This is a genomic window from Micromonospora mangrovicola, assembly GCF_047200535.1.
GTDB lineage: Bacteria > Actinomycetota > Actinomycetes > Mycobacteriales > Micromonosporaceae > Micromonospora.
This window is the reverse complement of the sequence record NZ_JBJZOG010000047.1, coordinates 1-24,646: the sequence shown is the minus strand read 5'-3', so window position 1 is coordinate 24,646 and position 24,646 is coordinate 1. Positions and strand designations below refer to the sequence as shown.

The following is a 24,646-nucleotide window of genomic DNA, read 5'->3' as shown; positions in this document are numbered from 1 at the left end:
CGCCGTCCGCCGGCCCGGCCGCCACGGGGGCGGCCGGACCGGCGGGCGACGGCCCGGGAGACCGACCGGTCGGCCGGGCCGGCGCGGCCGACCGTCATGGCATGCTCGACGGCGTGACCGTACGCGCCGCCAGCACCGTTCTCGTCGGCCGCCAGGAGGAGTTGACCGCGCTTCGTGCGGCGCTCGGCCGAACCCGCGCCGGGGAGCCCAGCACCGTGCTGGTCGGCGGTGAGGCCGGCGTGGGCAAGACCCGGTTGCTGGAGGAGTTCGCCGGGCTGGCCGGCGGCCTCGGAGCGCGGGTGCTGGTCGGCCAGTGCCTGGAGCTCGGCGAGGCCGGCCTGCCGTTCGCGCCGTTCGCCGCCGCGCTGCGCGAGGTGCTGCGCCGCGACGGTCCGGCCGCCTTCGCCGGCTACGAGGCGGAGTTCGCCCGGCTCCTGCCGGAGTTGGCCCGGGTGCCGGCCGGGCTCGCCGCGCCCACCGGCCTGCCCGTCTCGGACACCCCGCGTGGCTACCTGTTCGACCTGGTCGCCGACCTGTTCCGGCGGATCGCCGAGGACCGGCCGCTGGTCCTGGTGATCGAGGACCTGCACTGGGCCGACCGGTCCACCCGGGACCTGATCGGCTTCCTGGTCCGCGCCGCCCGCGCCGCCCACCTGCTGCTGGTCTGCACCTACCGCACCGACGAGCTGCACCGTGGCCACCCGCTGCGGCCCTTCCTCGCCGAGCTGGACCGGGCGCGTGGCGTGGACCGGGTCGAGCTGAGCCGGCTCGACCGGGACGGCACCGCGGCCGTCCTCGCCGACCTGCTCGGCGCCGAACCGGCCGCCCGGGCCGTCGACGACGTGCACGGGCGTACCCAGGGCAACCCGTTCTTCATCGAGGAACTGGCCGCGGCCGGCGACCCGGTGGGCTGTGCGGTGCTGCCCGAGACCCTGCGCGACCTGCTGCTGGCCCGGGTGGACCGGCTGCCCGAGCCGGCCCAGCGGGTGCTGCGGATCGCCGCCGCCGGCGGCACCCGCTTCGCCCACCAGCTCCTCGCCGAGGTCGCCGGCCTGCCCGAGCACGAGCTGGAGGACGCCCTGCGGGCGGCCGTGGCCGGTCAGCTCGTGGTGGCCGACCCGGACGGCGACTACGAGTTCCGGCACGCCCTGGTCCGCGAGGCCGTCCACGACGAGCTGCTCCCCGGCGAGCACGCCCGGCTGCACGCCCGGTACGCCGCCGCGATCGAGGCGCAGCCGCACCTGGTGGCCGCCGGTCGCGCCCCGGCCGAGATCGCCCACCACTGGTACGCCGCGCACGACCACCCGCGCGCCCTGCTCGCCGCCCGGGTCGCGGCCGGCGCTGCCGCCGACCGGTACGCGTACGCCGAGCAGAGCCGGCTGCTGGAGCGGGTCCTCGAACTGTGGGAACTGGTCCCCGACGCCGCCGAGCGGCTCGGCATGGACCACCCGCGGGTGTTGGAGGAGACCCTGGCGGCGGCCACCACCGCCGGCGACTACAACCGGGCGCTCACCCTCACCCGGGCCGCCCTGGCCGAGGTGGACACCGACGCCGAGCCGCTGCGCGCGGCCCGCCTGCTCGACCAGCGTGGCCGGCTGCTCGCCCTGCTCGGCAAGAGCGACGGCACCACCGAGATCCGCGAGGCGTACCGGCTGGCGGTGGGGGTGCCCGACGGCCCGGAGCGGGTCAGGCTGCTCGCCGACATCGCCGCGCACCTGGCGAAGGTCGACCCCGAGCAGGCCGCCGCGGTGGCCGCCGAGGCGATGGCCGCCGCCGAGGCGGTCGGCATGGACGTGGCCCTGCTGCCGACCCGGATCGCCCTGCTCTGCCGCACCGACAAGGCACCCGACCTGGGGCTGGCCGAGCTGCGCCGGGCGGAGACCCTGGCCCGCGCCACCGGCAACGCGCCCGCGCTGGTCAGTGCCCTGGTGCACCTCTCCGACGTGCTCTACCAGCTGGGCCGGTACGCCGAGTCGGAGGAGGCGGCCGCCGCCGGGGTGAGCGAGGCGCGCCGGTTCGGGATCAGCCGCTCCACCGGGGCGTACCTGCTGTCCAACCGGGCCGAGGCGCTGATCGCGCTGGGCCGGTGGGACGAGGCCGACGCGGCCTGCGCGGAGGCGGCCCGGATCGACCCGCCCGGCGTGTCCGGGCTGCACTGGCTCCAGCTCCGCGCCGGGCTGCGACTGGCCCGGCGGCATCCGGCCCCCGACGAGCTGGTCGGCCGGGCGTTGGCCTTCCTGGCCCGGCCCTACCTCTGGCCGAACCACCGGCTGCCGCTGCGGGAGCTGCGCATCGAGGCCGCCCTGGCGGTCGATGACAAGCTGGAGGCGCACCGGGCGAGCCGCGCCGCGCTGGCCGACGAGCGCCTGCTCGATCTGCCCCGGGAGGGCTGGCCGGTGATCACGGCCGTGGCCCGTACCGCCGCGCTGACCGGCGACGCCGAGCTGGCCGGCGAGGTATCCGCGGTGGCCGCCGCGCTGCCCGCCCGCTACCCGGCGGAACAGGCGCACGCCGCCCAGGTCGCCGCGATCCTGGCCGGCGTCGACCGGGGTGGTGCGGTGCTGGCGGCCTGGCAGGCGGCGGTGGCGGCGTGGCGGACGGCCGGGCAGCCGTACCCGCTGGGCCGGGCGTTGCTCGGCCTGGCCGAGGCCGCCGCCACGGCGGGCGACCGGGACATGGTCGCCGCGGCCGTCCGCGAGGCCGGTGAGATCGCCACCCGGCTCGGCGCCGTCCCGCTCGGCGAGCAGGTCGCCACCCTGGCCCGCCGGGTCGGGCTGCGTGGCGGCGGCCGTCCCGGCCCGGACCTGCTCACCAGCCGGGAGCAGGAGGTGCTGCGGCTGGTCGCCGAGGGGCACAGCAACAGCCGGATCGCCGAGCAGCTCTTCATCTCGCCGAAGACGGCCAGCGTGCACGTCTCCCGGATCATCGCGAAGCTGGACGTCAGCAACCGGGTGGAGGCCGCCGCCCTGGCCCACCGCCTCGGCCTGCTCGACCGGGACCCGGCACCGGACACCGCGCCCGGTCAGCGGCGGGGCAGGTAGATCCGCCAGCCCTGGACGGTGACCACCTCGAGCGCCCCCCGGCCCGGCCCGAGCCGGCCGTCGAGCCGGGCGGCCAGCGGCGACCCCGCCGGCGCGACCCACGCCGCCCCCGGGTCGGCCGCCACCGCCCGCCGGTACGCGGGCAGCCGGTCGAAGCCGGGGCGCAGCTCGTCGTCGACCACCGCGCAGATCACGTCCTCGCCGGTGGCGAAGGTGAGCCGGTTGCACGTCCAGTAGCCGCCGCGCACGTGTCGTACGCCCAGCTCGGTGAGGGTGTCGACGAGGGCGCGGTGCCGGTCGGCCTCGGCGTGCAGCGCCGGCACCCGCCCGATCGCGGCCCCGCTGGCGACAGCGGCCGTGCCGAGGATCGCGCCCAGCACGGCGACCCCCGCCAGGCCGACCGCCCGGGCGCGCCGGTCGCCCGCGGCCGGCCGGCCGGCCGTCGGCCCGGCGCTGGTCGACGCCGGATCGGCGAGGTGTCGGTGTGCGACCGTTGCGGCCATCGCCGGACCGCCGAGCTGGCGGGCAGAGCGGAGGTCCGCCCGCCGCGCGGCGCGCCACAGCGGCCAGAGCAGGGCCGGCGTGGCGATCGCCAGGCAGGACAGGTAGCGGGCGCTCTCGATCGGGGTGCGGCCGGCCGCGTCGCTGACCGTGTACGCCGCCAGCACCGCCGCCGCCCCGCCGAGCAGCGCCAACCGCACCGCCGCCGACACCCGCCGGCCCGCCGCGCCGCCGGGATCGTCGCCGGATCTCGGAGACCTGCCGTTCGCGGCGAGCGACAACAGCCCAGGATCGGTGGGCGGCGCCGGGCGGCGGAGGGAACGTCCGGCGGTGAACACGGCGAGCAGGAGCAGAAGGGGGAACGCGACCGCCCACCAGAGCTGCCAGCCGGCGCAGTGGCTCGGGGAGCAGAAGCCCATGCCCAGCGGCGGCCCGAGCACCAGGCCGCCGTGCAGCCGCTCACCCCAGCTCGCCGACGCCTCTCCGCCGCCGGCCGCGAGGACCGCGGTGAGCGGGTTGCGGCCGTGCCGGAGGCTGTCCAGCAGCATCGGCGCCGCCCCCAGCAGCACCGCGCCGGCCACGACCGGGCCAGCCCGGCCGGCCAGCTCCCGCCGCCGCCGGGCCACCAGCACCGCGCCGGTGCCCAGCACGTACGGCAGGACCAGCGGATCCACCCAGAGCATCAGCCCGGAGACCAGTCCCCAGGCCGCCCAGCGGGGCAGCCGCGCCCGCGTCCGGTCGGCGCAGAGCCCGACGGTGAGCAGGGCGAGCCCGACCCCGGCCGGGTTCAGTTCGGGATAGCCGCCGCCGGCGATCAGCTGGTTCTTGATCACCCGGTCGGAGCCGAGCGCGAGGAAGCCGACCACCAGCAGGGCGAACCAGTCGCCGCCGCCGAGCCGGCGGGTGAGCCGCCAGGACAGGGCGAGGAAGAGGGCGTACAGCGCCAGGGTGGGCAGCCGCAGCGTGAGCACGGCCGGACCGGTGAGCGCGACCAGCGGCGCGGCCAGGTACGCCTCCAGCGTCCCCATGTACGCCTGGCCGTAGAACCAGACCGGGAGGTCCTCGCCCCGGGCGATGTGCAGGGCGGCCAGCCCCATGGTCGCCTCGTCGCTGTTGCTGGGCGGGGCGTCGGCGAACAGCAGGGCCAGCCGGTAGCCGACCCCGGCCAGGCCGGCGAGGAGGGCGAGCAGCACCGGCAGCCGGGCACGCCAGGGCGTACGCGGGCGGTGGGCCTCGCGCGGCTCCTGGCGTACCCCGGCGGTCATGCCTGCGATCATGGCATCCGGAGGGCGGCCGGCGGCGGGTGACGCCGCAGGTGGCCGGCCTCAGCGGGCGGCGACGGCCCCTTCGCGGGCGGCCAGGGCCTGCTGGTAGAGCCGCCCGGCCCGGTACGACGAGCGGACCAGTGGGCCGCTCATCACGCCGGCGAAGCCGATCTCCTCGGCCTCCTCGCGCAGCTCGACGAACTCCTCCGGCTTGACCCAGCGGGTGACCGGGTGGTGCCGGGGGGAGGGGCGCAGGTACTGCGTGATGGTGATCAGCTCGCAGCCGGCCTCGTGCAGGTCGCGCAGCGCCTGGGAGACCTCGGCCCGCTCCTCGCCCATGCCGAGGATCAGGTTGCTCTTGGTGACCAGGCCGGCCGCGCGGGCCTGGCGGATCACGTCGAGGGAGCGCTCGTAGCGGAACGCCGGCCGGATCCGCTTGAAGATCCGCGGCACGGTCTCCACGTTGTGGGCGAGGACCTCGGGACGGGACCCGAACACCTCGGCGAGCTGTTCCGGGACGGCGTTGAAGTCGGGGATCAGCAGTTCTACGCCGCAGCCGGAGCGCAGGGCGTGGATCTGCCGGACCGTCTCGGCGTAGAGCCAGGCGCCGCCGTCGGGCAGGTCGTCGCGGGCGACACCGGTGATGGTGGCGTAGCGCAGGCCCATCGCGGCGACCGACTCGGCGACCCGGCGGGGCTCGTCGGCGTCGAACTCGGCCGGCTTGCCGGTGTCGATCTGGCAGAAGTCGCAGCGCCGGGTGCACTGGTCGCCACCGATGAGGAAGGTGGCCTCCCGGTCCTCCCAGCACTCGTAGATGTTGGGGCAGCCGGCCTCCTGGCAGACGGTGTGCAGCCCCTCGCGCGAGACCAGCCCGCGCAACTGGGTGTACTCCGGCCCCATCTTGGCCTTGACCTTGATCCACGGCGGCTTGCGCTCGATCGGCGTCTCGGCGTTGCGCGCCTCGATCCGCAGCATGCGCCGCCCCTCGGGGGCGACCGTCGCGGTGCGTGCAGCCTGCTCAGTCGTCGGCGCGGAGTGCTCGATCGTCACAAAACCGAGCCTACGCCGGACGGTGGCCGTCGATGAACGTCGGGCGACCGCCGTCACGCCCCAGATGTTGTGACACCGGACACCAGCGGCGAAAAATAGGGCGTCACACGTGCCGGTTCCGGGTGCTAGTGTCCCGGGCAAAGCTGCGACGGAGCCGAGTAGCGCGCCGAACCGCCAGCGCAGAGAGCCGCCGGTTGCTGGAAGGCGGTCTGGCCCGGCACGCGAAGACCCTCCCGAGCTGCGGGAAGAACGGCGCCCGTGCGCCCAGTAGAACCCGCCCGGCTGGCCCCGGTGATCAGGCGACGAACGAGGCTCCCGTCCAGGCGGGGGCGAAGGTGTGGTGGCACCGCGAGGTTCCCGCTCGCCCACACCTCCCGGGGATCGCGTTGCGATTGATCGAGGAGGTAACCGCCGTGCAACGCATCCTGTCCTCCCAGCTCAGCCGCCATGTCGGCGAATCCGTGCGGATCGCCGGCTGGGTGCACCGCCGCCGGCTGCTCAAGTCGGTGGCCTTCCTGATCGTGCGGGACGCCGCCGGCCTGGCCCAGGTGGTGGTCGCCGACCCGGCCGCGCGGGCGATGCTCGAATCCCTGCCCGAGGAGACCGTCGTCGAGGTGGTCGGCACGGTGGTCGCGAACGCCACGGCGCCCGCCGGGGTCGAGGTCGTCGAGCCCGCGGTACGGCCGCTCGGGCCGCCGGCCGTGCCACCGCCGTTCGACCTGTACCGGCCGGCGCTCACCGCCACCCTGCCCACCCAGCTCGACCACGCGCCGACCGCGCTGCGCCACCCGTCACGCTCGGCGCTGCGGATCTCGGCGGCGGCGGTGGCCGGCTTCCGGGCCGCCCTCGACGCCCGCGGCTTCGTGGAGATCCACACCCCGAAGGTGGTCGCCTCGTCGACCGAGAGCGGGGCGAACGTCTTCGCGCTGGACTGGTTCGGCCGGCCCGCGTACCTGGCCCAGTCGCCGCAGTTCTACAAGCAGCTGATGGTCGGCGTCTTCGAGCGGGTGTACGAGGTGGGGCCGGTGTTCCGGGCCGAGCCGCACGACACCGTCCGGCACCTGGCCCAGTACACCTCGCTCGACGTCGAGCTGGGCTTCGTCGCCGACCACCGGGACGTCATGGTGGCGCTCCGGGACACCCTGGCCGGCATGCTGGAGGCGGTCGGGTCCCGGGCCGGCGGGGCGCTCGCCACGCTCGGCGTCGAGGCGCCCGAGGTGCCGGCGGAGATCCCCGCCGTGCACTTCACCGAGGCGCTGAAGATCGCCGGGGCGCCGGCCGACGAGCCCGACCTGGCCCCGGCGCACGAGCGGGCGCTGGGCGAGTGGGCGCGCCGGGAGCACCGCTCCGACTTCCTCTTCGTCACCGGGTACCCGATGGCGAAGCGGCCGTTCTACACCCACCCGGACCCGGCGCGGCCGGCGTACTCGAACGGCTTCGACCTGCTGTTCCGGGGCATGGAGCTGGTCACCGGGGGGCAGCGGCTGCACCGGCACGAGGACTACCTGGCGGCCCTCGCCGCACGCGGCGAGCCGGTCGAGCCGTACGCCGGCTACGTGGAGGCGTTCCGGCACGGCATGCCGCCGCACGGCGGCTTCGCCATCGGCCTGGAGCGCTTCGTCGCCCGACTGACCGGTGCGGCCAACGTCCGCGAGGTCACCGCCTTCCCGCGTGACCTGCACCGGTTGACGCCCTGACCCGGGGTGAGCACGCCGGGCAGCCGGGGTGCCCCTGGTGGCCGGCGAGCCGCTCGCCGGCCACCAGGCAGCCGGGCACCTCGGCTAGGGCGCGATGGGGAGCTGGCGCTTGTGCTCGGTCGCCCGGTAGCGGGCCTCCAGCGCCGCCGCCACCTCGGCCGGCACCGGCCGGCCCTCCAGGTAGTCGTCGATGTGCTCGTACGCCAGGCCGAGCGCCTCCTCGTCGAGCCGGCCCGGGGCCAGGCTCTCCAGGTCGGCGGTGGGCGCCTTGCCGACCAGTTCGGCGGGCGCGCCCAGCGCCGCGGCGAGGGCGCGCACCCGGCGCTTGGTCAGCCCGGTCAACGGGACGACGTCCGCCGCGCCGTCGCCGTGCTTGGTGAAGAAGCCGGTGACCGCCTCGGCCGCGTGGTCGGTGCCGACCACCAGGCCGTCCATCGCGCCGGCCACCGCGTACTGGGCGATCATGCGCTGCCGGGCCTTGACGTTGCCGTGCACGAAGTCCTGGTGGGCGGCGTCGCGGAAGGTCAGCCCGGCCGCGACCAGCGTGGCGAGGGCGGCGTCGCTGGCCGGCTGCACGTCGACCGTGAGCACCCGGTCGGGCCGGATGAACTCCAGCGCCGCCCGGGCGTGGTGCTCGTCGGCCTGCACCCCGTACGGCAGGCGCATCGCGACGAAGGTCGCCGGGTGGCCGGCGTCGCGGGCCCGCTCCACGGCGAGCTGGCAGAGCCGCCCGGTGGTGGTCGAGTCCACGCCGCCGCTGATGCCGAGGACCAGCGTCGTCAGCCCGGTGTCGACCAGGCGGTCGGCGAGGAAGACGACCCGCCGCTCGATCTCCGTGGCGGCGTCGAAGACCGCCGGCACCTGGAGCTCCTCGGCGATCTGCTGCTGGATCGACAGCACGTCGGTCATCGGGGGTCCTTTCGGGCGGGGCCGAGCAGGTCCCAGGCGTTGCCTTCGAGGTCGCGGAAGACGGCGACCCGGCCGTACGGCTCGGTGCGCGGGGGCCTGACGAACTCCACCTTCGCCTCGAGCATCCGGCGGTAGGTGGCGTCGAAGTCGTCGACCTGGAGGAAGAAGCCGACCCGCCCGCCGGTCTGCGCGCCGACGGCCGCCTCCTGCCGCTCCCCGTCGGCGCGGGCCAGCAGCAGGCCGGTGCCGCCATCCGGCGGCCGGACCACCACCCAGCGCTTCGGCCGGCCGTCGTTGGTCAGCGACGGCTTGTCCTCGACCAGTTCGAAGCCGAGTACCTCGGTGTAGAAGGCGATCGCCGGGTCGTACTCGGCGACGACGAGGGTGACGAGATCGATCCGCACCGGACGAGGGTACGCGGTCACCCGGGCAGCTCGGCGCGGCGTCGGCGCAGATGGTCGGCCTGTGGCCCGCTCAGGTCCAGCGCCAGCGCGCGGTCGTACGCGGCGGCGGCCTCGGCCGGGCGGTCGAGGCGGCGCAGCAGCTCGGCGCGGGTGGCGTGCCACCACGGGTAGCCGGCCAGCCCGTCGACCGCCTCGGCGAGGGACAGCCCGGCCGCCGGGCCGTCCCGCTCGGCCACCGCCGCGGCCCGGTTCAGTCGCACCACCGGTGTGTCGTGCACGCTGAGCAGCACGTCGTACCAGGAGACGACCGCGTCCCACGGGGTCCGGTCCCAGCTCGGCGCGAGCGCGTGGCAGGCGGCGATCGCGGCCTGCACCACGTACCGGTCGGGACGGTCCGGGGTGCGGCGCAGCGCCCGGCCGACCAGCTCGACCCCGGCGGTGATCGCCTCCCGGTCCCAGCGGGTCCGGTCCTGCTCGGGCAGCAGGAGCAGCCGACCGTCCGGGCCGGTACGGGCCGCCCGCCGGGAGTTCTGGAGCAGCAGCAGCGCGTGCAGGCCGAGCACGGTCGGCTCGTCCGGCATCAGCTCGGCGAGCAGCCGGGCCAGCCGCAGCGCCTCGTCGGCCAGGGCGGCGCGCACCAGATCGGCCCCGGCGCCGCTGGCGTAGCCCTCGTTGAAGATCAGGTAGACGGTGGCGGCCACCCCGGTCAGCCGGCCGGGCAGCTCCTCGGCCGCCGGCACCCGGTACGGGATCCGGGCCCGGGTGATCTTCAGTTTGGCCCGGGTGAGCCGCTTGGCCAGGGTGGCCTCCGGGAGCAGCAGCGCCCGGGCCACCTCGGCGGTGCTCAGCCCGCCGAGGGTGCGCAGCGCCAGCGCCACCTGCGCGTCCAGCGACAGCGCCGGATGGCAGCAGGTGAAGACCAGGCGCAGCAGGTCGTCGCGGATCACCTCGGGTGGCTCGGGCACGGGGTCGAGCAGGCCCACCGCCGCCGCCTCCTTACCGGCCCGGTTCGCCTCCCGGCGGATCAGGTCCACCGCGCGGCGCCGGGCCACCACCAGCAGCCAGCCGCGCGGGTTGTCGGGCACGCCGTCGCGGGGCCAGGTCTCCAGCGCCCGGACGACGGCGTCCTGGGTGGCGTCCTCCGCAAGGTCGACGCTGCCGGTGACGCGGATCAGGGTGGCGAGGATGCGGGTGCGCTCCTCGCGGACCACCCGCGCCACCGCCGCGTCACCGGGCAGCACCGACGTCACCTCAGAACTGGATGACCGGCCGGACCTCGACCGCGCCGGCCCAGGCCGCCGGGATGGTGGCGGCCACCTTGACCGCCTCGTCCAGGTCGGCGCACTCCAGCAGGTAGAAGCCGGTCAGCGCCTCCTTGGTCTCGGCGTACGGGCCGTCGGTGGTGAGCACCTCGCCGCCCTTGCCGCCGGAGACCCGGACGGTGGTCGCCGTGGCGGTCGGGTAGAGCGCGTGGCCACCCCGGATCACCGCCGCGGCCGCCGCCCCGAACTCGGTGTACTCCGTCATCTCCTCGGCGTACTCCGGCTGGGTCCAGTCGACGTCGGCGGTGTAGGTCAGCGCGACGTACATGGGCATGATCGCCTCCGGTGAGGTCCGTGGCCGGTTCGGTCGCCGGCCTCTCACCATAGGGACGATCGGCCCGGCGCCCGCCGGGACACCACGCCGCGGAAGTTTCCTAGACCTCGACGATGGTGGCGAGGTGCCGCTCCACCACCGGGAGCACGTCGGCGACGGTGACCGGGCGGCCCAGTTCGGCGGTGAGCGAGGTGACCCCGGCGTCCCGGATGCCGCACGGCACGATCCGGTCGAAGTACGCCAGGTCGCAGTCACAGTTGATCGAGAAGCCGTGCAGGGTGACGCCCCGGGCCACCCGGATGCCGATGGCGGCCACCTTGCGGGCCGGACCCCGGTCGTCCTCGGGCACCCAGACGCCGCTGCGCCCCTCGACCCGGCCGGCGGTCAGCCCGAACTCGGCGCAGACGTCGATCAGCATCTGCTCCACCCGGCGCACGTACGCGACCACGTCCACCGGATCGGGCAGGGTGAGGATCGGGTAGCCGACCAGTTGCCCCGGACCGTGCCAGGTGATCTTGCCGCCGCGGTCGACGTCGACCACCGGGGTGCCGTCCATCGGGCGGTCCCACGGCTCGGTCCGCTTGCCGGCGGTGTAGACGCTGGGGTGCTCCAGCAGCAGCACGGTGTCGCCCTGCTCGCCGGCCACCACGGCCTCGTGCAGCCGGCGCTGCTCGTCCCAGGCGGCCTGGTAGTCGAGCACGCCGGCGCGGACGGTGGTCAGTGCGGAAGTCGTCACGCTCACCCGTTCAGCCTAGACCCGTCGCCCTGGGCCCGGCGGCGTGAGACTCGTCGCGTCGGCGGCTCAGGCCGGGGGCACCTTCCACAGCCAGACGTCGTCCACCCGCTGGGGCGGGCCGAGCAGTGCGGTGGCGGTGCGGCGCAGCGCCTCCTCGTCGACGTCGTACTTCGCGCCGTGCACGCGGTCGGCCAGCACCACCGTCTCGACCCGCCAGTGGTGCAGGTCGGCGAGGGACTCCCGGATGCTGCCGTCGGTGATGATCGGCACCAGGCCGGTCCGCCCGGCCTGGTCCATCAGCGAGTCGAAGGTGCGGGGCACCGGCCCGATCCTTCCCCGGCCGTCCGGTCCGCCGGGGCCGAGGAAGAAGCCGGCCGGGATGCGGAACTCGCCCTGCCGGTGCGCCAGCGCGTACGCCTGCCAGCGCTGCCCGTCCGGATAGACGTCGACGGTCAGCGGCAGCGGGGTGAGCACCCCGCCGGGGGAGACGTACCGCTGCCAGGTGCCGCTGGTGATGAATGCCGGGATCGGCTCGCGCACGCTGGTCAGCAGCGGGGTGGGCAGCAGCGGCAGCAGCGCGGCGGCGAAGCCGACCAGCCAGGCCAGCTCGGTGGTGCGGTGCCGGGGCGGCCGGGACCGGAGCCGGTCGACCGTGTACGCCAGCAGCAGGCCGAGCACGGGTGCGACGACCAGGGCGAGCCGGGACGGCAGCGCCGCGTTGATCACCGGCAGGTTGTCCAGCACCCCGAACGGCAGGAGTTGGTCGGTGCGCCGGCCGTTCCACCTGGCCTTCGGCCCCCAGGAGAGCACCGCGAACACCACCGCGGTGCCGCCCAGCGCGGTCAGCGTGGCCCGGAACGCCCGGTCGGCCCGGGCCCAGAGGAAGGCGAAGCACGCGACCGCGAGCAGCAGCAGCGGGATGCCGAAGAAGGAGTTCTCCTCGGTGGGGTTGGGCGCCAGCGAGGTGCCCAGCCCGGCCCAGCCGGCGAGGGACCGGCGCGGGAACGAACCGTACGCGGCGATGTCCTCGGAGTGGATGAGCGGGTCGAAGCCGGTGCCGTGGAAGCGTTGCGGCCCGGCGAAGTGCAGCCAGAGCGGGTACGCCAGCAGCACCGCGGCCACCACCGCGGTCACCCCGAGCCCGCGCAGGAAGTGCGGCAGCGCGGCCCGGGCCTCGGCCCGCCGGGCCGGGTGCAGCGCCCAGAGCAGCAGGAAGAACGCCAGCGCCAGGGCGGTGAAGAAGAGCCCCTCGGCGGCGATGGAGAAGGCCACCGCGATCAGCACCCCGAGCGCGATCCCGCCGCCGACCGCCCGGCCGGGGCGGCGCAGCCGGAACACCCCCCAGATCAGCAGCGGCACCAGCCAGCCGGCGGTCCAGTTCAGGTGCGCGTTGGCGTGCGACACCATCGCGGGGCAGTAGGCGATGAACAGCGCCCCCACCCCGGCGGCCAGCCGGCTGCCCACCAGGTACCGGCTGAGCAGCCAGTACCAGGCCACCGCGGTGGCCGCCAGGTTGAGGGTGAGGATCACCAGGAACGTGGCGGGCGGACCGATCAGGTAAGTCAGCGGGGCGAAGGCCACCGCGTACACGGTGATCGAGGTGTTGACCGCGAGGTTCACCCCGTCCGGCACGTTGAGCAGGTGGGTGAAGAGCGGGTTCTCCCCGTGGGTGACGGCGTGCCCGCCGAAGGCCAGCAGCCACTCGAAGAGCGCCTGGTCGCTGGAGTTCACGGTGATCGTCCGGCTGTTCGGGTCCCGCCACATCCCACTGGTCACCCAGAGCGCCAGGGCCACCGCGGCGAGCACCACCACCAGGTCGGCGCGCCGGTTCCGGACGGCGGGCGCGGACGCGGGCGACGGGCTGGCGGCCAGGGACGGGGAGAACGGCACGGAGCGGACGTTACCAACCGGACCTGGACACGCCGGTCAGACACGTAAGCTTCTCCGCCCGCAGCCCACCAACACTTCGGCGGCCATGAATGTGTGAGTCGCGGCCATTCCGGGTTCGTGAAACACGGACGTAACGTCTCGGCAACTCAACGGGTGACCCAGTTCACAATCCGTCCTCAGGAGGTCGCCGTGCGCCGCTCCTCATCCCTTCTCACCCGGCTCGCCGGGGCGGCGGCCGGGGTCGTGCTGGCCGCGGCCGCCGTGCTCGCCGCCGCCCTGCCCGCGCAGGCCGCCACGCTCACCCAGGTCACCGGCTTCGGCTCCAACCCGGGCAACCTCGCCATGTACGCGTACCGCCCGGACGGCCTGCCGGCCAACGCGCCGGCCGTGGTCCTGCTGCACGGCTGCACCCAGAACGCCTCCGGCTACTTCACCAACTCCGGCTGGCAGAAGTACGCCGACCTGTGGAAGTTCGCGCTGATCGTGCCCCAGCAGTCGTCCTCCAACAACTCCAGCTCCTGCTTCAACTGGTTCCAGACCGGGGACACCGCCCGCGGCCAGGGCGAGGCGCTCTCGATCAAGCAGATGGTCGACTACGCGAAGACCAACTACGGCCTCGACGGCGGCCGGATCTACGTCAGCGGCCTGTCGGCCGGCGCGGCGATGAGCGCGGTCATGCTCGCCACCTACCCGGACGTCTTCGCCGCCGGCTCGGTCATCGCCGGCCTGCCCTACCGCTGCGCCACCGACACCATCAGCGCGTACACCTGCATGAACCCGGGGGTGGACAAGACCCCCGCGCAGTGGGGTGACCTGGTCCGCAACGCCTACTCCGGCTACGCCGGCAAGCGCCCCCGGGTGGCGATCTGGCACGGCACCAGCGACTACACGGTGGCGGTGGCCAACGCCACCGAGTCACGGGACCAGTGGACCAACGTGCTCGGCGTGTCGCAGACCCCGACCAGCACCGCCTCGCTGCCGGCCGGCACCAGCCTGGAGGTGTACGGCAACGACCAGGTCCGCGTCTACCGGGTCTCCGGGATGGGGCACGGCACCCCGGTCGACCCGGGTTCGGCCACCGACCAGTGCGGCAACACGGCTGCGTACTTCCTGGACACCATCTGCTCGACGTACCGGGACGCGCTCTTCTTCGGCCTGGGCGGCGGCACCGCGCCCAGCCCGACCCCGACGGCGACCGCGTCGCCCAGCCCGACCGCGTCGCCTTCGCCGTCGCCGACGGCGTCGCCGGTCTGCGTCACCGCCAGCAACTACGCGCACGTGGTCGCCGGGCGCGCCTACCAGTCCGGCGGATACGCCTACGCGCTGGGCAGCAACCAGAAGATGGGCCTCTACAACACCTTCTACACGACCACCCTCAAGCAGACCGGCCCCAGCTACTGGGTCATCGGCTGCTGACCGCCGCTCGCCGCCCTCGCCGGCTCACCCGGTGAGGGCGGCGCGCAGCGCGCTCGGCAGGTCGGGGTGGGTCCAGGTGAAGCCCGCCCTGGTCAGCACACCGGGGAGGACCCGCGCGCTGGTCAGCGCCTCGTGGGCGAAACCGCCCAGGGCGACCTTGAGGGCCACCGCCGGGACCCACATGACCGCCGGCCGGTTCAGCTGCCGGCCCAGCTCCCGGGTGAACTCCGCGTTGGTGACCGGGGCCGGACCGACCACGTTGACCGGACCGGCCAGGTCCTCGCGGGCCAGCAGGAACGCCACCGCGTCCAGCCAGTCGCGCATCGAGATCCAGGGCAGCCACTGCCGGCCGTTGCCCAGCCTCCCGCCGACCCCGAGCCGGAACGGCAGCAGCTGTGGCTTGAGCATCCCGCCGTCGCGGTCCAGCGGCAGCCCGGTGCGCAGCCGCACCACCCGTGCGCCGGCATCCTCGGCCGGGCGGGTGGCGGCCTCCCAGACCCGGCAGACGTCGGCCAGGAAGCCGTCGCCGGCGGGTGCGTCCTCCTCGACCACCCGGTCGCCGGTGTTGCCGTACCAGCCGACGGCGGAGGCGTTGAGCATGACCGCGGGCCGGTCGGCGGCGGGCAGCCCGGCGATCGTGATGGCCAGCGTGGTGGTGGTGTCCACCCGGCTGGACCGGATCAGCTTCTTGTACGCGTCGTTCCAGCGCTTGTCGCCGACCCCCGCGCCGGCCAGGTTGACCACCGCGTCGGCGTCGGCGACCACCTGCGGGTCGAGCTGGGCGGCGGACGGGTTCCACTGCCGCTCGCCGGCGTTGCGGGGGGCGCGGCGGACCAGGTGGGTGACCTGGTGGCCGTCGGCGGTGAGCCGGTCGACCAGTCGGGTGCCGAGGAAGCCGGACACGCCGGCCATGAGGATCCGCATGTTCATATCTTCCGGTACGGAGCCGGACTCGGATGCGTTGAGCGAAATCACTCACTCGTCACGCTCGCCGCGGACCGGCGCCTCGCGGTCACTCGCCGGTCCGGCCGTCGATCGCCTCCCGCAGGATGTCGGCGTGGCCGAGGTGCCGGGCGTACTCGTCGATCATGTGCGCGAGCACCCAGCGCAGCGAGTGTTCGAGGCCGGTGCCGGGGGAGCGGCCGACCGCGTCGAGCGGGCGTTCCGCGGCGATCCGCCGGGACACCGCGACCTCCTCTCGCCAGATCGCGAAGGTTTCCGTGCCGGTGACCTCGGCGATGGCGGTGAACGGCGCATCCTCGTCGTCGGTGAGGTCGAACAGGTCGCCGGGGAAGGCGTCGGCGATCACCGCCTGGAAGTACCAGCGCTCCACCGTGGCCAGGTGCCGGACCAGGCCGATCAGCGACAGCCCGGACGAGGGCACCGGCCGCAGCCGCAACTGCTCGTCGGCGAGCCCGGCGCACTTGCGGACCAGCGCGTCCCGCTGGAAGTCGAGGAAGGTGTCGAGCAGGGTCCGTTCGTCCACCGCCGCCGGCAACGCGAACCGTTCATCGATCACCCCCGGATCGTAGGCGAGACCGGCCGGGCGTGCGGCCCCGCCGGCGCGGCGCGGGATCGCCCAGCCGAGGAAGCGGGCGAAGAGCTGCGTCGGTGCCGGACCGCCGTCGGGGTGCAGCGTGTGCAACTGGCCGGCCGCGTCGTGCAGCAGCCCGCCGAGGTGGATCAGCAGCGACACCCGGTCGGTGGCGTACTCGCGCAGCAGAGTGAGCCGGGCGGCCGGACACGGCCAGGGCGCGGCGCAGTCCCGGCAGAGCCAGAGCGGGCGCAGCGGCAGGTGTGGGCCGGTCACCACCGGCCGCCGTTGGCCCGCCAGGTCTGTGCCGGAGTGAGCCGGCCGGCCCGCCCCACCTGCGGGTTCGCCCGGGTCACCTCGTCCCACCAGCGGCTGTTCGGCGGCGGCGCGGGCGGTTCGGTGGGCACCGGCGCGTGCCGGTCCGGGCAGGCGGCCCAGCGCAGGCCGCACGAGCACCAGCGCCGTCCGCGCCGCCAGGTCCGCCGGTGCCGGGGCGCGAGCGGCACCGGTCCCGCGTTCCGTCGCGGCCCGCCCATCAGGGCCGCCCGTCGGGTACGCCGACCAGCAGACCGCCGCGTTCCGCCAGCTCGTCGAGCACGTCGTCCGGCAGGCCGCGCGAGCGCAGCACCCGCCGTCCCCAGCGGTGCAGCAGGCAGGGGTACGGGGTCCGGTCGCTGCGGCACAGCGGGCCGGCGGGCCACTCCTCGGCCCGGTGCACCAGCAGCGCCCGCAGGGCGAGCTTGACGTCCGCCACCGTCACGAACCACGGCACCGGCAGCTCGCCGAGCACCTTCTCCATCGCGTCCACCGGTTGGTCGGTCGCTGATCCCACCTGCGGTGCCTCCTTGGTCGGGGTGCGGCGCCGAGGCGGGCGGGGACGGCCGTGCGCGCGCAGGGTCGGCCGGCGCCCGGCACCCGCCCCGGGCCTGCTCACGAAGCCCGCCGACAGCGGGTCGGCGGGTAGGGGCACCCGGCCGGCAACCGGGGGAGTGGCCGGCCGGGTGGTTCCACGGAACGACCAACTCCGGGTTGCAGACCAGGGAGCCGGTCAGGAGGAACTTTGTCAGACAAGACTAGTAAAGTCAACGCTGATCTAGTCCTTGCTTGTCATGTAAAGCTTGGCCGTGATCGAATGGCGGTGCAGACCAGGGAGTCAACATGCCCGCCAAAGCAAAGTGGGCGCAGATCGCGGACCAGATCCGTGATCAGATCGCGTCCGGACAGCTCGCGCCCGGCGAGAAGTTGCCGTCAACAGCCCAACTGAAAGATGAGCACGGCGTCTCGGCCGGCGTCGTGCGTCAGGCGATCCTCGTGCTGCAGATGCAGGGCTGGGTGGAGGGCGTGCACGGCGTGGGTGTCTTCGTCGCCGAGGAACTGCCGCAGGGGTAGCCGGCCCGGTGGCACCCCGCCGGCCGTCGTGCCCGACCGGCGAGGCGCCAGTGCGTCGTCAGGCGTTCGCCGGCGCGGTGCGCAGGTCGGCGAGGAACCGCTCCACCTCGGCGAAGGCCGCCTCGGGCAGCGGGCCGTACGCCAGGGTGCCGAGGTTCTCCTCGGCCTGGGCCACCGTGCGGCAGCCGGGGATGGGCAGGGTCCGCGGGCTGCGGGCGAGCAGCCAGCCCAGCGCGCCCTGGGCGAGGGTGCGGCCGTCAGCGGTGAGCGCCTCGCGCACCCGCGCCACCCGGTCCGCCCACTCCGCCCGCGGCATGCCGTCGGTGAACCAGGGCAGCCACTCCGGGGCCACCCCGCGTACGTCGTCGTCGCCCCGCGCGGCCGGCGTGCCCTGGTACTTCGCGGTGAGCAGGCCCATCGCGAGCGGCCCCCGGTTGAGGCTGGCCAGGTCGAACTCGTCGCAGACCGCGAGCAGCTCCGCGTTGTCCCGGAGCACCGACTGGTCGTGCTGGATCGCCGTGCAGTGCGGCCCTGCCGCCGCGAACGCCCGCGCCGACGCGGGGTCGTCGGTGCTCCACCCGTACGCCCGGATCTTGCCTTCGGCGACCAGTTCCTCCAGCGTGTCGACCAGCTCCAGCGCCTGCGGTGCCGGCAGCGCGTTGACGTGCAGCTGGTACAGGTCGACGTGGTCGGTGCCGAGCCGGCGCAGCGAGCCCTCCAGGCTGTGCCGGGCGTACGCCGGGCTGGCGTCCATGCCGGTTGCCTGCCGGCTGGCCTCGTCGGTGGGGTAGCCGAACTTGGTGGCGATCACGGCCCGGTCTCGGCGGCCGGCGAGGGCGCGGCCGAGCACCCGCTCGCTGTGCCCTGCGCCGTAGTTGCTGGAGGTGTCGAACAGGGTCGCCCCGAGGTCGAGCGCCCGGTGGATCGTGCGTACCGACTCGTCGTCGTCCACCTCGCCCCAGCCGAGCGGCTGCTCGCCCTCCCAGAGCGGACCGCCGATGGCCCAGCAGCCCATGCCGATAGCGCTGACCTCGATGCCGCTGCGGCCCAGTCGTCGTGTCGTCGTCATGGGACCACTCTTCAACCTGGAGCGCGCTCCAGGTCAAGCGTTAGCCTGCGCTGGTGAGTGAACGCTATTCGCCCTCGGAGGCGGCTCGGCGCAGCGGTTTCAGCCTCGACACGCTCCGGTACTACGAGAAGATCGGCCTGCTCGCCGGGGTGAACCGCACGGCGGGCGGACGTCGGGTCTTCACCGACGGTGACCTGGGCTGGCTGGACGTGCTCCGCTGCCTGCGCGACACCGGCATGCCCATCGCGGAGATGTGCCGCTACGCCGAGCTGGCGCGGGAGGGTGAGCACACCGCCGGGAGGCGGCGGGAGCTGCTTCAACAACACGCGGAGCGGGTCGAGGAGCAGATGAGCCTGCTCCGCCGCCAGTACGACCACCTCCGTGACAAGATCCGCTACTACGAGGGTGTCGCCGACGCCGTCCCGACCCGCTGAACGACTTCCGCGGACCGGCGGGACCCCAGCCACGCCGGGCACGTCCCGGCGTACGCCGGCTGCGGTGGCGAGCGTCGGCCGCGGCGAGAAGTGGTCCCCGGTGGTCACCCCTCGAGACCAATCCGGGACAGCACCGGCGTCAACGGTTCGACGGCGTCGGCGCGTACCACGAAGCGGGTGATCCCCCAGCGGCGCCGGTGCCCGGCGACCGCCGCGGCGATCTCGTCCGCCGTGCCGATCAGCACGAACGGCGTGGCCAGCAGCTCGGCGGGGGTGAGGTCGGTGTGCCCGGCGAAGGTCGCGGCGGCGGCCTCCGCGTCGTCGGTGACGGCGACGTGCTGGACGAGGGCCTCCAGCGCGGGCCGCCCGCTCCGCCCGGCCGCCCCGGCCGCGACGTGGGCGAGCTGCGCCTCGATCTGGTCGGCCCGCCAGCGCACCGCGTGCATGTGCCCGTCGGGGAGCGTGCGCCCGAAGCCGGTCAGCCCGACCACGTCGGCGTGCGCGCCGGCCCAGCGCAGCAGCTCGGAGTTCGCCGTACCGATGGTGAGCGGAACGTGCTCCTGGACGGGGCGCAGCTCGGTGAGCCGGGCGGCGTGGGCCGCCAGCTCGGGGGTCTCGACGGTGACCTCGTCGCCGGCCAGCAGGGACCGCACCGCCTCGGCGACGGCGAGGCAGCGGCGGACCCGGCCGGCGACATCGGGGCGCTCGCGCCCGACGGCCCGCCACTCGGCGGGCGTGTGGCCGGCGCCGAGACCGAGCCGGGCCCGCCCGCCGGAGACCACGTCCAGGGTGGCCACGTCGGTGGCGAGCAGGACCGGCTCCCGGACCCCGGCGTTGGAGACGTACGAGCCGAGGCCGAGCGTCGAGGTCACCCCCGCCGCGGCGGCGAGGGCCACGAACGGCGACGCGCCGTGGCCGGGATGATCCGAGGCCAGCAGCGCGTCGAAGCCGGCGGCCTCGACCCGGCGGGCCAGGTCGGCCCAGCTCGTCGCGTCGATGGGCCGGGCCTGCACGGAGAAGATCGCCATCGGCCCAGCATCGCCGGGTACCGCCGGTGCCGGCCAGCCCGGACCCGCCGATTCTGCTGACCGGCGAATCCGGGCCGGGGGAGTCAGCCGGCGGCCTGGTGCACGGTCTCCAGGCGGGCCAGGCCGTCGTCGGTGAGGCGCAGCGCCCCGGCCGCCACGTTCTGGACCAGGTGCTCGGGGTTGCCGGTGCCCGGGATGGCGAGCACGTTCGGGCTCCGCCGCAGCGTCCAGGCCAGCCGGACCTGGGCCGGGGTGACGCCGTGTTCCCGGGCGACGGCGCGTACCTCGTCGTGTTCGACGCCGCTCGCCCCGGCCTCCCGCCCGCTGGTGGCGAGGGCGAAGAACGGCACGAACGCGGTGCCGTGCGCCGCGCAGTCCCGGATCAGGGCGTCGTTGCTCAGCCGGTACCCGAGGCTGTACGAGTTCTGCACGCAGACCACCGGGGCGATCTCGCGCGCCTCGGTGACCTGGTGCTGCCGGACCGCCGAGACCCCGAGGTGCCGGATCAGCCCGGCGTCGCGCAGCTCGGCGAGCGCGCCGAAGTGCTCGGCCAGGGGCTCCGGGCCGTACACCCGGAGGTTGACCACGTCGAGGTGGTCCCGGCCGAGCTGGCGCAGGTTCTCCTCGACCTGGCCGCGGAGCTGGTCGGGCCGGGCCATCGGCAGCCACTCGCCGGACAGGTCCCGGCCCGGCCCGACCTTGGTGACGATGACCAGGTCCTCCGGGTACGGCGACAGCGCCCGGTTGATCAGCTCGTTGGCCGAGCGCAGCGCCGAGAAGTAGAACGCGGCCGTGTCGATGTGGTTGACGCCCAGTTCGACCGCGCGCCGCAGGACGGCGATCGCCCGGTCCCGGTCGCTCGGGCTCCCGTCGGCGTTCGCCGTCAGCCGCATCGCGCCGAAGCCGATCCGGTTGACGGTCAGGTCGCCGAGCTGCCAGGTGCCCGCGGCGGCGGCGTCGATCGTGTCGGTGGTCATGTGGTCCCCGTCCCCCTCGGATCGTGTGGTGCGGCGTCGGGTGACGCGACACCGAGCAGTCTCACGGCGCCGCCGGCCAGTCGGTTCAGCGCGGCGACAAGTTTTCGTTCCTCGTAGGTGAAGTGCGACTCCAGCAGCGCGGCCAGGCCGTTCAGCTCGGCCCGGACCGACCGGCCGTCGGCGGCCTCGGCGAGCAGCGCCTCGATCCGGGTGAGGATCGACGCCACCACCTCGTGGTCCTCGCGCAGTTCGGCCAGGACCGGCCGGAGCTCCGGCGCCTGGTCGGCCAGGACGCGGAACGCGCCGCCGTCCTCGCCGGTGTGGTGCCGGTCCAGCGCCGTGCAGAACCCGACGCAGTGCGCTCGCAGCTCGCGGGTCAGCCCGCCGCCGCCGGGGGAGTCCAGGCCCGCGCGCAGCCGGGCCAACTCCTCGCGGAGCCAGTCGTGGATTTCGATCAGTTGCGTGCCGAGGGCGGTCAGCCGCCCGCCCGGTGGGTGGGATGGGTGCACATGGTCCCCTGCTGTCCCGCGCCTCCATGCCCACGGCGGCCTTCGTGCCGGGTGCACCGCGACGCTGCCGGCGACCCTACGCGATCCGGCCGTCGGCCGCGGCCCCGCGTCACTCGCCCTCGTCCGGCTCCGCCGGGAGGTGCCAGCGGGCCCGCCAGGCCGCCTCGTGCGCCTCGTGGCTGAGCCGTTCCTCGAAGACGAGCTTCCGCAGTGCGTGCCGGCTCGCGCCGAAGATCAGCACCTCGGCGGCCACCATGCCGACGCAGATCGCGGTGAGCAGGGTGAGGGCGCCGAGCGCGGGGAGCCGGTCGGCCACCGGGATGCCGACCACCAGCAGCAGCACGGTGCCGACCCGGGTCCAGCTCAGCGTGCGCAGGGTGCGCAGCTGGAACAGCATGTTGCCGCAGAGGTAGCAGATCACCCCGCCGAAGAGCAGCGGCTCGCCGGGCCCCTTGGCGGGCAGCCAGGGGGACACGTGCGGGTCGGCGATCTGATGCACGATCCCCTCCGCGCCGAGCGCGAAGAGGATGATCCCGGCGATCATCGGCAGGTAGAGGTAGGCGTACGCGTCGCGGGCCAGGGCCACCCGGGGGCCGTCCTCGGCGGCGTGCAGGGTGATCCGGGCGGCCGGGCCGATCATGTCGTAGTGCGCCCACCAGAGCGCGGCGGTGAAGACGATGCCGAGCACCGCCGCCGCGACGGCCGGCAGGGTGGGTGGCTGGCCGAGCAGGTTGCTGCCGACGCCGACCGAGATGACCGACTCGCCGAGCGCGATGATCAGGATCAGGTCGTACCGCTCCGTCCAGTGTTCGGCGGAGGCCACTCCCCAGCCCCAGGTGCCGGCGAGGATGCCGGTGCTGTACTGGAGCAGCACCACCGCGGCCCACAGCCCGTCCCGGACGACCGCCGCCGAGGTGAGGCCGCCGAGCTGCGGCGGGACCAGCGCGGCCACTCCCAGCAACAGGGTGCTGCCGATCATCTCCGGGGCGAACCGCAGCAGCTGCCGGCGCTCGTTCGGGCTGTCCCGCACGGCGTGCAGGTAGAGCAGCATGTGCACGCCGCGGATCACGATGTAGCTGACCGCGGCGACGATCGGCCCGGCGGCGTTGCCGCGCGGGTCCCGGAACGCGTTCGGCAGGGACAGGGCGAAGGTGAACAGCGCCGCCATGCCGACGGTCATCAGCACCGGCACGAAGCCCTCGCCGAGCCGGATCCGGGTGGCGACGATGCTGTGCACCACCCACGCCCACCACAGCACGGCGAGGACCAGGAAGGCGTGCAGCAACGCGCCGCCGCTGATCTGGAGCGCGGTGGCCCGGGTGATGATGAAGAACGAGAAGACGAAGACCAGGTCGAAGAAGATCTCGAACCGGTCCACCCGGGCACCCGGCGCGATCGGCACGGCAGGCCCGAGGCGTCTTCGCCTCCCGAAGCCGCTCACCGGACGAGTCTTGCAGCGGCCGGCCCGTCGCCGGGCCGGAATCGCCTCAGCCCGGACGGTGGCGCAGCCCGTCCATCAGCAGGTCGAGGAGCCGGCCGGCCTGCTCCCGCTGGTCCGGTTCGCCAGCCACCAGGGAGACCCCGCTGAGCCCGGCCAGCACGTCGGCGGCGGCCACGTCGGCGCGGACGGTGCCGGCGGCGGCGCCGGCCGCGAGCAGGTCGCCGAGCGCGGCGAGCAGCCGGTCGCGGCTGTGCGCGTACGGGTTGGCGCCGGAGGCGATGGCCAGCCGCAGCGCGTCGGCCATGCCCCGCTTGGTGGAGAGGTAGTCGACGAAGCGGTCCATCCAGGCACGTATTGCCCGATCGGGCGGTCCGGCCGCGAGCAGCTCCGGCACCGCGTCGCAGAGCTTGGCCAGCTCGTTGCGGTACGCCGCCTCGACCAGCGCCTCGCGGGTGGGGAAGTGGCGGTAGAGGGTGCCGATGCCGACCCCGGCGTCCCTGGCGATCCGGTCGAGGGTTACCTCCGCCCCCGCTTGGGAAAACGCGCGTACCGCGGCGTCCAGCAGCCGCTGCCGGTTGCGCAGCGCGTCAGCGCGCAGCGGTCGGTCGGACACGGCTCCTCCTCGGGGGCGTCGGCATCAGGGCGCGGTCGGTTGGCAAGCGGAGGGCCCTCCGGTTAGGCTCGACTCGTAACGGAGGATCCTCCGCTTCTCATCGTACCGGCGGGGCCGACCGGTCCGCGCCGACGCCGACAAGGATGGATCATGACCACCAGCACACCCGTCACCACCCCGTTCACCCGCGAGACGACCGCCCTGGAGGTGGTCCGCGACCTGGACCTGACCGGCCGGCGGGCGATCGTCACCGGCGGCGCCTCCGGCATCGGCGTGGAGACCGCCCGCGCGCTGGCGGCCGCCGGCGCCGACGTCACCCTCGCCGTCCGCAACGTGGAGGCCGGCCAGCGGGCCGCCACCGACATCACCGGCACGACCGGCAACGACCGGCTCCTGGTCGCGCCGCTCGACCTCGCCGACCTGGGCTCGGTGGCCACGTTCGTGCGCACCTGGGACGGGCCGCTGCACATCCTGGTGAACAACGCCGGGATCATGGCCTCGCCCGAGATGCGCACCGAGCAGGGCTGGGAGATGCAGTTCGCCACCAACCACCTCGGGCACTTCGCCCTGGCCACCGGCCTGCGCCGGGCCCTCGCCGCCGCCGAGGGGGCCCGGATCGTCTCGGTCAGCTCGTCGGCGCACCTGCGCTCGCCGGTCGTCTTCGAGGACATCCACTTCCGCGAGCGGCCGTACGACCCGTGGGCGGCCTACGGGCAGTCCAAGACCGCCAACGTGCTCTTCGCGGTGGACGCCACCCGGCGCTGGGCCGACGACGGCGTCCTCACCAACGCGCTCATGCCCGGCGCGATCCGGACGAACCTCCAGCGCTACGTCAGCGACGAGGAGCTGGCCAGACTGCGTGCGGAGAGCGGTGGCGGAGCCTCGCCGAGCTGGAAGAACACCGAGCAGGGAGCCGCCACCTCGGTGCTGGTCGCCGCCTCACCGCTGCTGAACGGCATCGGCGGCCGGTACTTCGAGGACTGCCAGGAGGCCGGCCCGAACCAGCCCGGCACCCGCACCGGCTACGCCCCGTACGCCCGGGACCCGGAGGCCGCCGAGCGGCTCTGGGAGGTCTCCGAGGCGCACCTGCGCGGCTGACCCCGGATACGACGGAAGGGGGGGGGGGGGGGGGGGGGGGGGGGGGCCG

General features: G+C 74.7%; 24 protein-coding genes. 6 read left to right on the top strand and 18 right to left on the bottom strand.

Annotation, left to right across the window (positions count from 1 at the left end; all coding sequences use genetic code 11):
- Positions 1 to 101 precede the first annotated feature (101 nt).
- Complete coding sequence (locus ACL02O_RS19520; protein ID WP_412819533.1) at positions 102 to 3,041, top strand: helix-turn-helix transcriptional regulator; 2,940 nt, start codon at positions 102 to 104, stop codon at positions 3,039 to 3,041.
- On the opposite strand, the gene ACL02O_RS19515 is transcribed toward ACL02O_RS19520, so the two are convergent.
- Together ACL02O_RS19515 and lipA are read right to left on the bottom strand one after the other, a co-directional pair.
- Entirely contained in the window at positions 3,023 to 4,807 is a 1,785-nt protein-coding gene (locus ACL02O_RS19515) for a DUF423 domain-containing protein (RefSeq protein ID WP_412819532.1), read from the bottom strand. The genes ACL02O_RS19520 and ACL02O_RS19515 overlap by 19 nt on opposite strands.
- 60 nt (positions 4,808 to 4,867) lie before the next feature.
- Positions 4,868 to 5,914 (bottom strand): lipoyl synthase, encoded by a 1,047-nt coding sequence (gene lipA, locus ACL02O_RS19510; protein WP_412819531.1) that lies wholly within the window; start codon positions 5,912 to 5,914, stop codon positions 4,868 to 4,870.
- A 356-nt stretch (positions 5,915 to 6,270) separates the two neighbouring features.
- Between lipA and aspS the strand changes: the two genes are divergently transcribed.
- Complete coding sequence (gene aspS / locus ACL02O_RS19505; protein WP_412819530.1) at positions 6,271 to 7,554, top strand: aspartate--tRNA(Asn) ligase; 1,284 nt, start codon at positions 6,271 to 6,273, stop codon at positions 7,552 to 7,554.
- Positions 7,555 to 7,638: 84 nt separating this feature from the next.
- On the opposite strand, the gene nadE is transcribed toward aspS, so the two are convergent.
- From nadE to ACL02O_RS19475, 6 genes are all read right to left on the bottom strand, one after another.
- Positions 7,639 to 8,463, bottom strand: a complete 825-nt coding sequence (gene nadE, locus ACL02O_RS19500) for an ammonia-dependent NAD(+) synthetase (protein WP_412819529.1) — start codon at positions 8,461 to 8,463, stop codon at positions 7,639 to 7,641.
- A complete protein-coding gene (locus tag ACL02O_RS19495; RefSeq protein ID WP_412819528.1) occupies positions 8,460 to 8,867 on the bottom strand; it encodes a VOC family protein in 408 nt (135 codons plus the stop codon). Before ACL02O_RS19495 ends, nadE begins: the two co-directional genes overlap by 4 nt.
- Positions 8,868 to 8,884: 17 nt before the next feature.
- Positions 8,885 to 10,117 (bottom strand): RNA polymerase sigma factor, encoded by a 1,233-nt coding sequence (locus tag ACL02O_RS19490; RefSeq protein WP_412819527.1) that lies wholly within the window; start codon positions 10,115 to 10,117, stop codon positions 8,885 to 8,887.
- Between the two features lies 1 nt (position 10,118).
- Entirely contained in the window at positions 10,119 to 10,463 is a 345-nt protein-coding gene (locus tag ACL02O_RS19485) for a YciI family protein (RefSeq protein ID WP_412819526.1), read from the bottom strand.
- A 100-nt stretch (positions 10,464 to 10,563) separates the two neighbouring features.
- The gene (lipB, locus tag ACL02O_RS19480; protein ID WP_412819525.1) at positions 10,564 to 11,205 is read right to left on the bottom strand and encodes a lipoyl(octanoyl) transferase LipB; all 642 of its coding nucleotides are present in this window, start codon (positions 11,203 to 11,205) and stop codon (positions 10,564 to 10,566) included.
- Positions 11,206 to 11,265: 60 nt separating this feature from the next.
- Positions 11,266 to 13,089 carry a DUF2079 domain-containing protein gene (locus ACL02O_RS19475; RefSeq protein WP_412819524.1) on the bottom strand — a complete coding sequence of 608 codons (1,824 nt, stop codon included), beginning with the start codon at positions 13,087 to 13,089 and terminating at the stop codon, positions 11,266 to 11,268.
- Positions 13,090 to 13,278: 189 nt separating this feature from the next.
- Between ACL02O_RS19475 and ACL02O_RS19470 the strand changes: the two genes are divergently transcribed.
- A complete protein-coding gene (locus ACL02O_RS19470) occupies positions 13,279 to 14,505 on the top strand; it encodes an extracellular catalytic domain type 1 short-chain-length polyhydroxyalkanoate depolymerase (RefSeq protein ID WP_412819555.1) in 1,227 nt (408 codons plus the stop codon).
- A 24-nt stretch (positions 14,506 to 14,529) separates the two neighbouring features.
- Here ACL02O_RS19470 and ACL02O_RS19465 read toward each other — a convergent pair whose 3' ends face one another.
- The 4 genes from ACL02O_RS19465 to ACL02O_RS19450 form a co-directional block, all read right to left on the bottom strand.
- Entirely contained in the window at positions 14,530 to 15,429 is a 900-nt protein-coding gene (locus ACL02O_RS19465; protein WP_412819523.1) for a TIGR01777 family oxidoreductase, read from the bottom strand.
- A gap of 88 nt (positions 15,430 to 15,517) precedes the next feature.
- Positions 15,518 to 16,315 (bottom strand): DinB family protein, encoded by a 798-nt coding sequence (locus ACL02O_RS19460; RefSeq protein ID WP_412819522.1) that lies wholly within the window; start codon positions 16,313 to 16,315, stop codon positions 15,518 to 15,520.
- Positions 16,312 to 16,545 carry a hypothetical protein gene (locus ACL02O_RS19455; protein WP_412819521.1) on the bottom strand — a complete coding sequence of 78 codons (234 nt, stop codon included), beginning with the start codon at positions 16,543 to 16,545 and terminating at the stop codon, positions 16,312 to 16,314. Before ACL02O_RS19455 ends, ACL02O_RS19460 begins: the two co-directional genes overlap by 4 nt.
- Before the next feature lie 29 nt (positions 16,546 to 16,574).
- Positions 16,575 to 16,871 carry a hypothetical protein gene (locus tag ACL02O_RS19450; protein WP_412819520.1) on the bottom strand — a complete coding sequence of 99 codons (297 nt, stop codon included), beginning with the start codon at positions 16,869 to 16,871 and terminating at the stop codon, positions 16,575 to 16,577.
- 326 nt (positions 16,872 to 17,197) lie between these two features.
- Here ACL02O_RS19450 and ACL02O_RS19445 point away from each other — a divergent pair, with 326 nt between their 5' ends.
- Positions 17,198 to 17,428, top strand: a complete 231-nt coding sequence (locus ACL02O_RS19445) for a winged helix-turn-helix domain-containing protein (protein WP_412819519.1) — start codon at positions 17,198 to 17,200, stop codon at positions 17,426 to 17,428.
- A gap of 58 nt (positions 17,429 to 17,486) precedes the next feature.
- Here the strand turns inward: ACL02O_RS19445 and ACL02O_RS19440 are convergent, their stop codons facing one another.
- Positions 17,487 to 18,497, bottom strand: a complete 1,011-nt coding sequence (locus ACL02O_RS19440) for an aldo/keto reductase (protein ID WP_412819518.1) — start codon at positions 18,495 to 18,497, stop codon at positions 17,487 to 17,489.
- 50 nt (positions 18,498 to 18,547) lie between these two features.
- Between ACL02O_RS19440 and ACL02O_RS19435 the strand changes: the two genes are divergently transcribed.
- Positions 18,548 to 18,931, top strand: a complete 384-nt coding sequence (locus ACL02O_RS19435; RefSeq protein ID WP_412819554.1) for a MerR family transcriptional regulator — start codon at positions 18,548 to 18,550, stop codon at positions 18,929 to 18,931.
- 104 nt (positions 18,932 to 19,035) lie between these two features.
- Here ACL02O_RS19435 and ACL02O_RS19430 read toward each other — a convergent pair whose 3' ends face one another.
- The 5 genes from ACL02O_RS19430 to ACL02O_RS19410 form a co-directional block, all read right to left on the bottom strand.
- A complete protein-coding gene (locus ACL02O_RS19430) occupies positions 19,036 to 19,959 on the bottom strand; it encodes an LLM class flavin-dependent oxidoreductase (RefSeq protein ID WP_412819517.1) in 924 nt (307 codons plus the stop codon).
- 83 nt (positions 19,960 to 20,042) lie between these two features.
- Positions 20,043 to 20,936 carry an oxidoreductase gene (locus ACL02O_RS19425; protein WP_412819516.1) on the bottom strand — a complete coding sequence of 298 codons (894 nt, stop codon included), beginning with the start codon at positions 20,934 to 20,936 and terminating at the stop codon, positions 20,043 to 20,045.
- Positions 20,933 to 21,445: a hemerythrin domain-containing protein gene (locus tag ACL02O_RS19420; protein ID WP_412819515.1), complete on the bottom strand. Its 513-nt coding sequence runs from the start codon at positions 21,443 to 21,445 to the stop codon at positions 20,933 to 20,935. The genes ACL02O_RS19425 and ACL02O_RS19420 overlap by 4 nt, the downstream gene beginning before the upstream one ends.
- A gap of 109 nt (positions 21,446 to 21,554) precedes the next feature.
- Positions 21,555 to 22,886: a low temperature requirement protein A gene (locus ACL02O_RS19415; protein ID WP_412819514.1), complete on the bottom strand. Its 1,332-nt coding sequence runs from the start codon at positions 22,884 to 22,886 to the stop codon at positions 21,555 to 21,557.
- A gap of 46 nt (positions 22,887 to 22,932) precedes the next feature.
- Complete coding sequence (locus ACL02O_RS19410; RefSeq protein ID WP_412819513.1) at positions 22,933 to 23,499, bottom strand: TetR/AcrR family transcriptional regulator; 567 nt, start codon at positions 23,497 to 23,499, stop codon at positions 22,933 to 22,935.
- Positions 23,500 to 23,649: 150 nt separating this feature from the next.
- On the opposite strand from ACL02O_RS19410, the gene ACL02O_RS19405 reads away from it, so the two are divergent.
- Positions 23,650 to 24,597, top strand: coding sequence for an SDR family NAD(P)-dependent oxidoreductase (locus ACL02O_RS19405; protein ID WP_412819512.1), 948 nt, complete (start codon positions 23,650 to 23,652; stop codon positions 24,595 to 24,597).
- Positions 24,598 to 24,646: the final 49 nt, after the last annotated feature.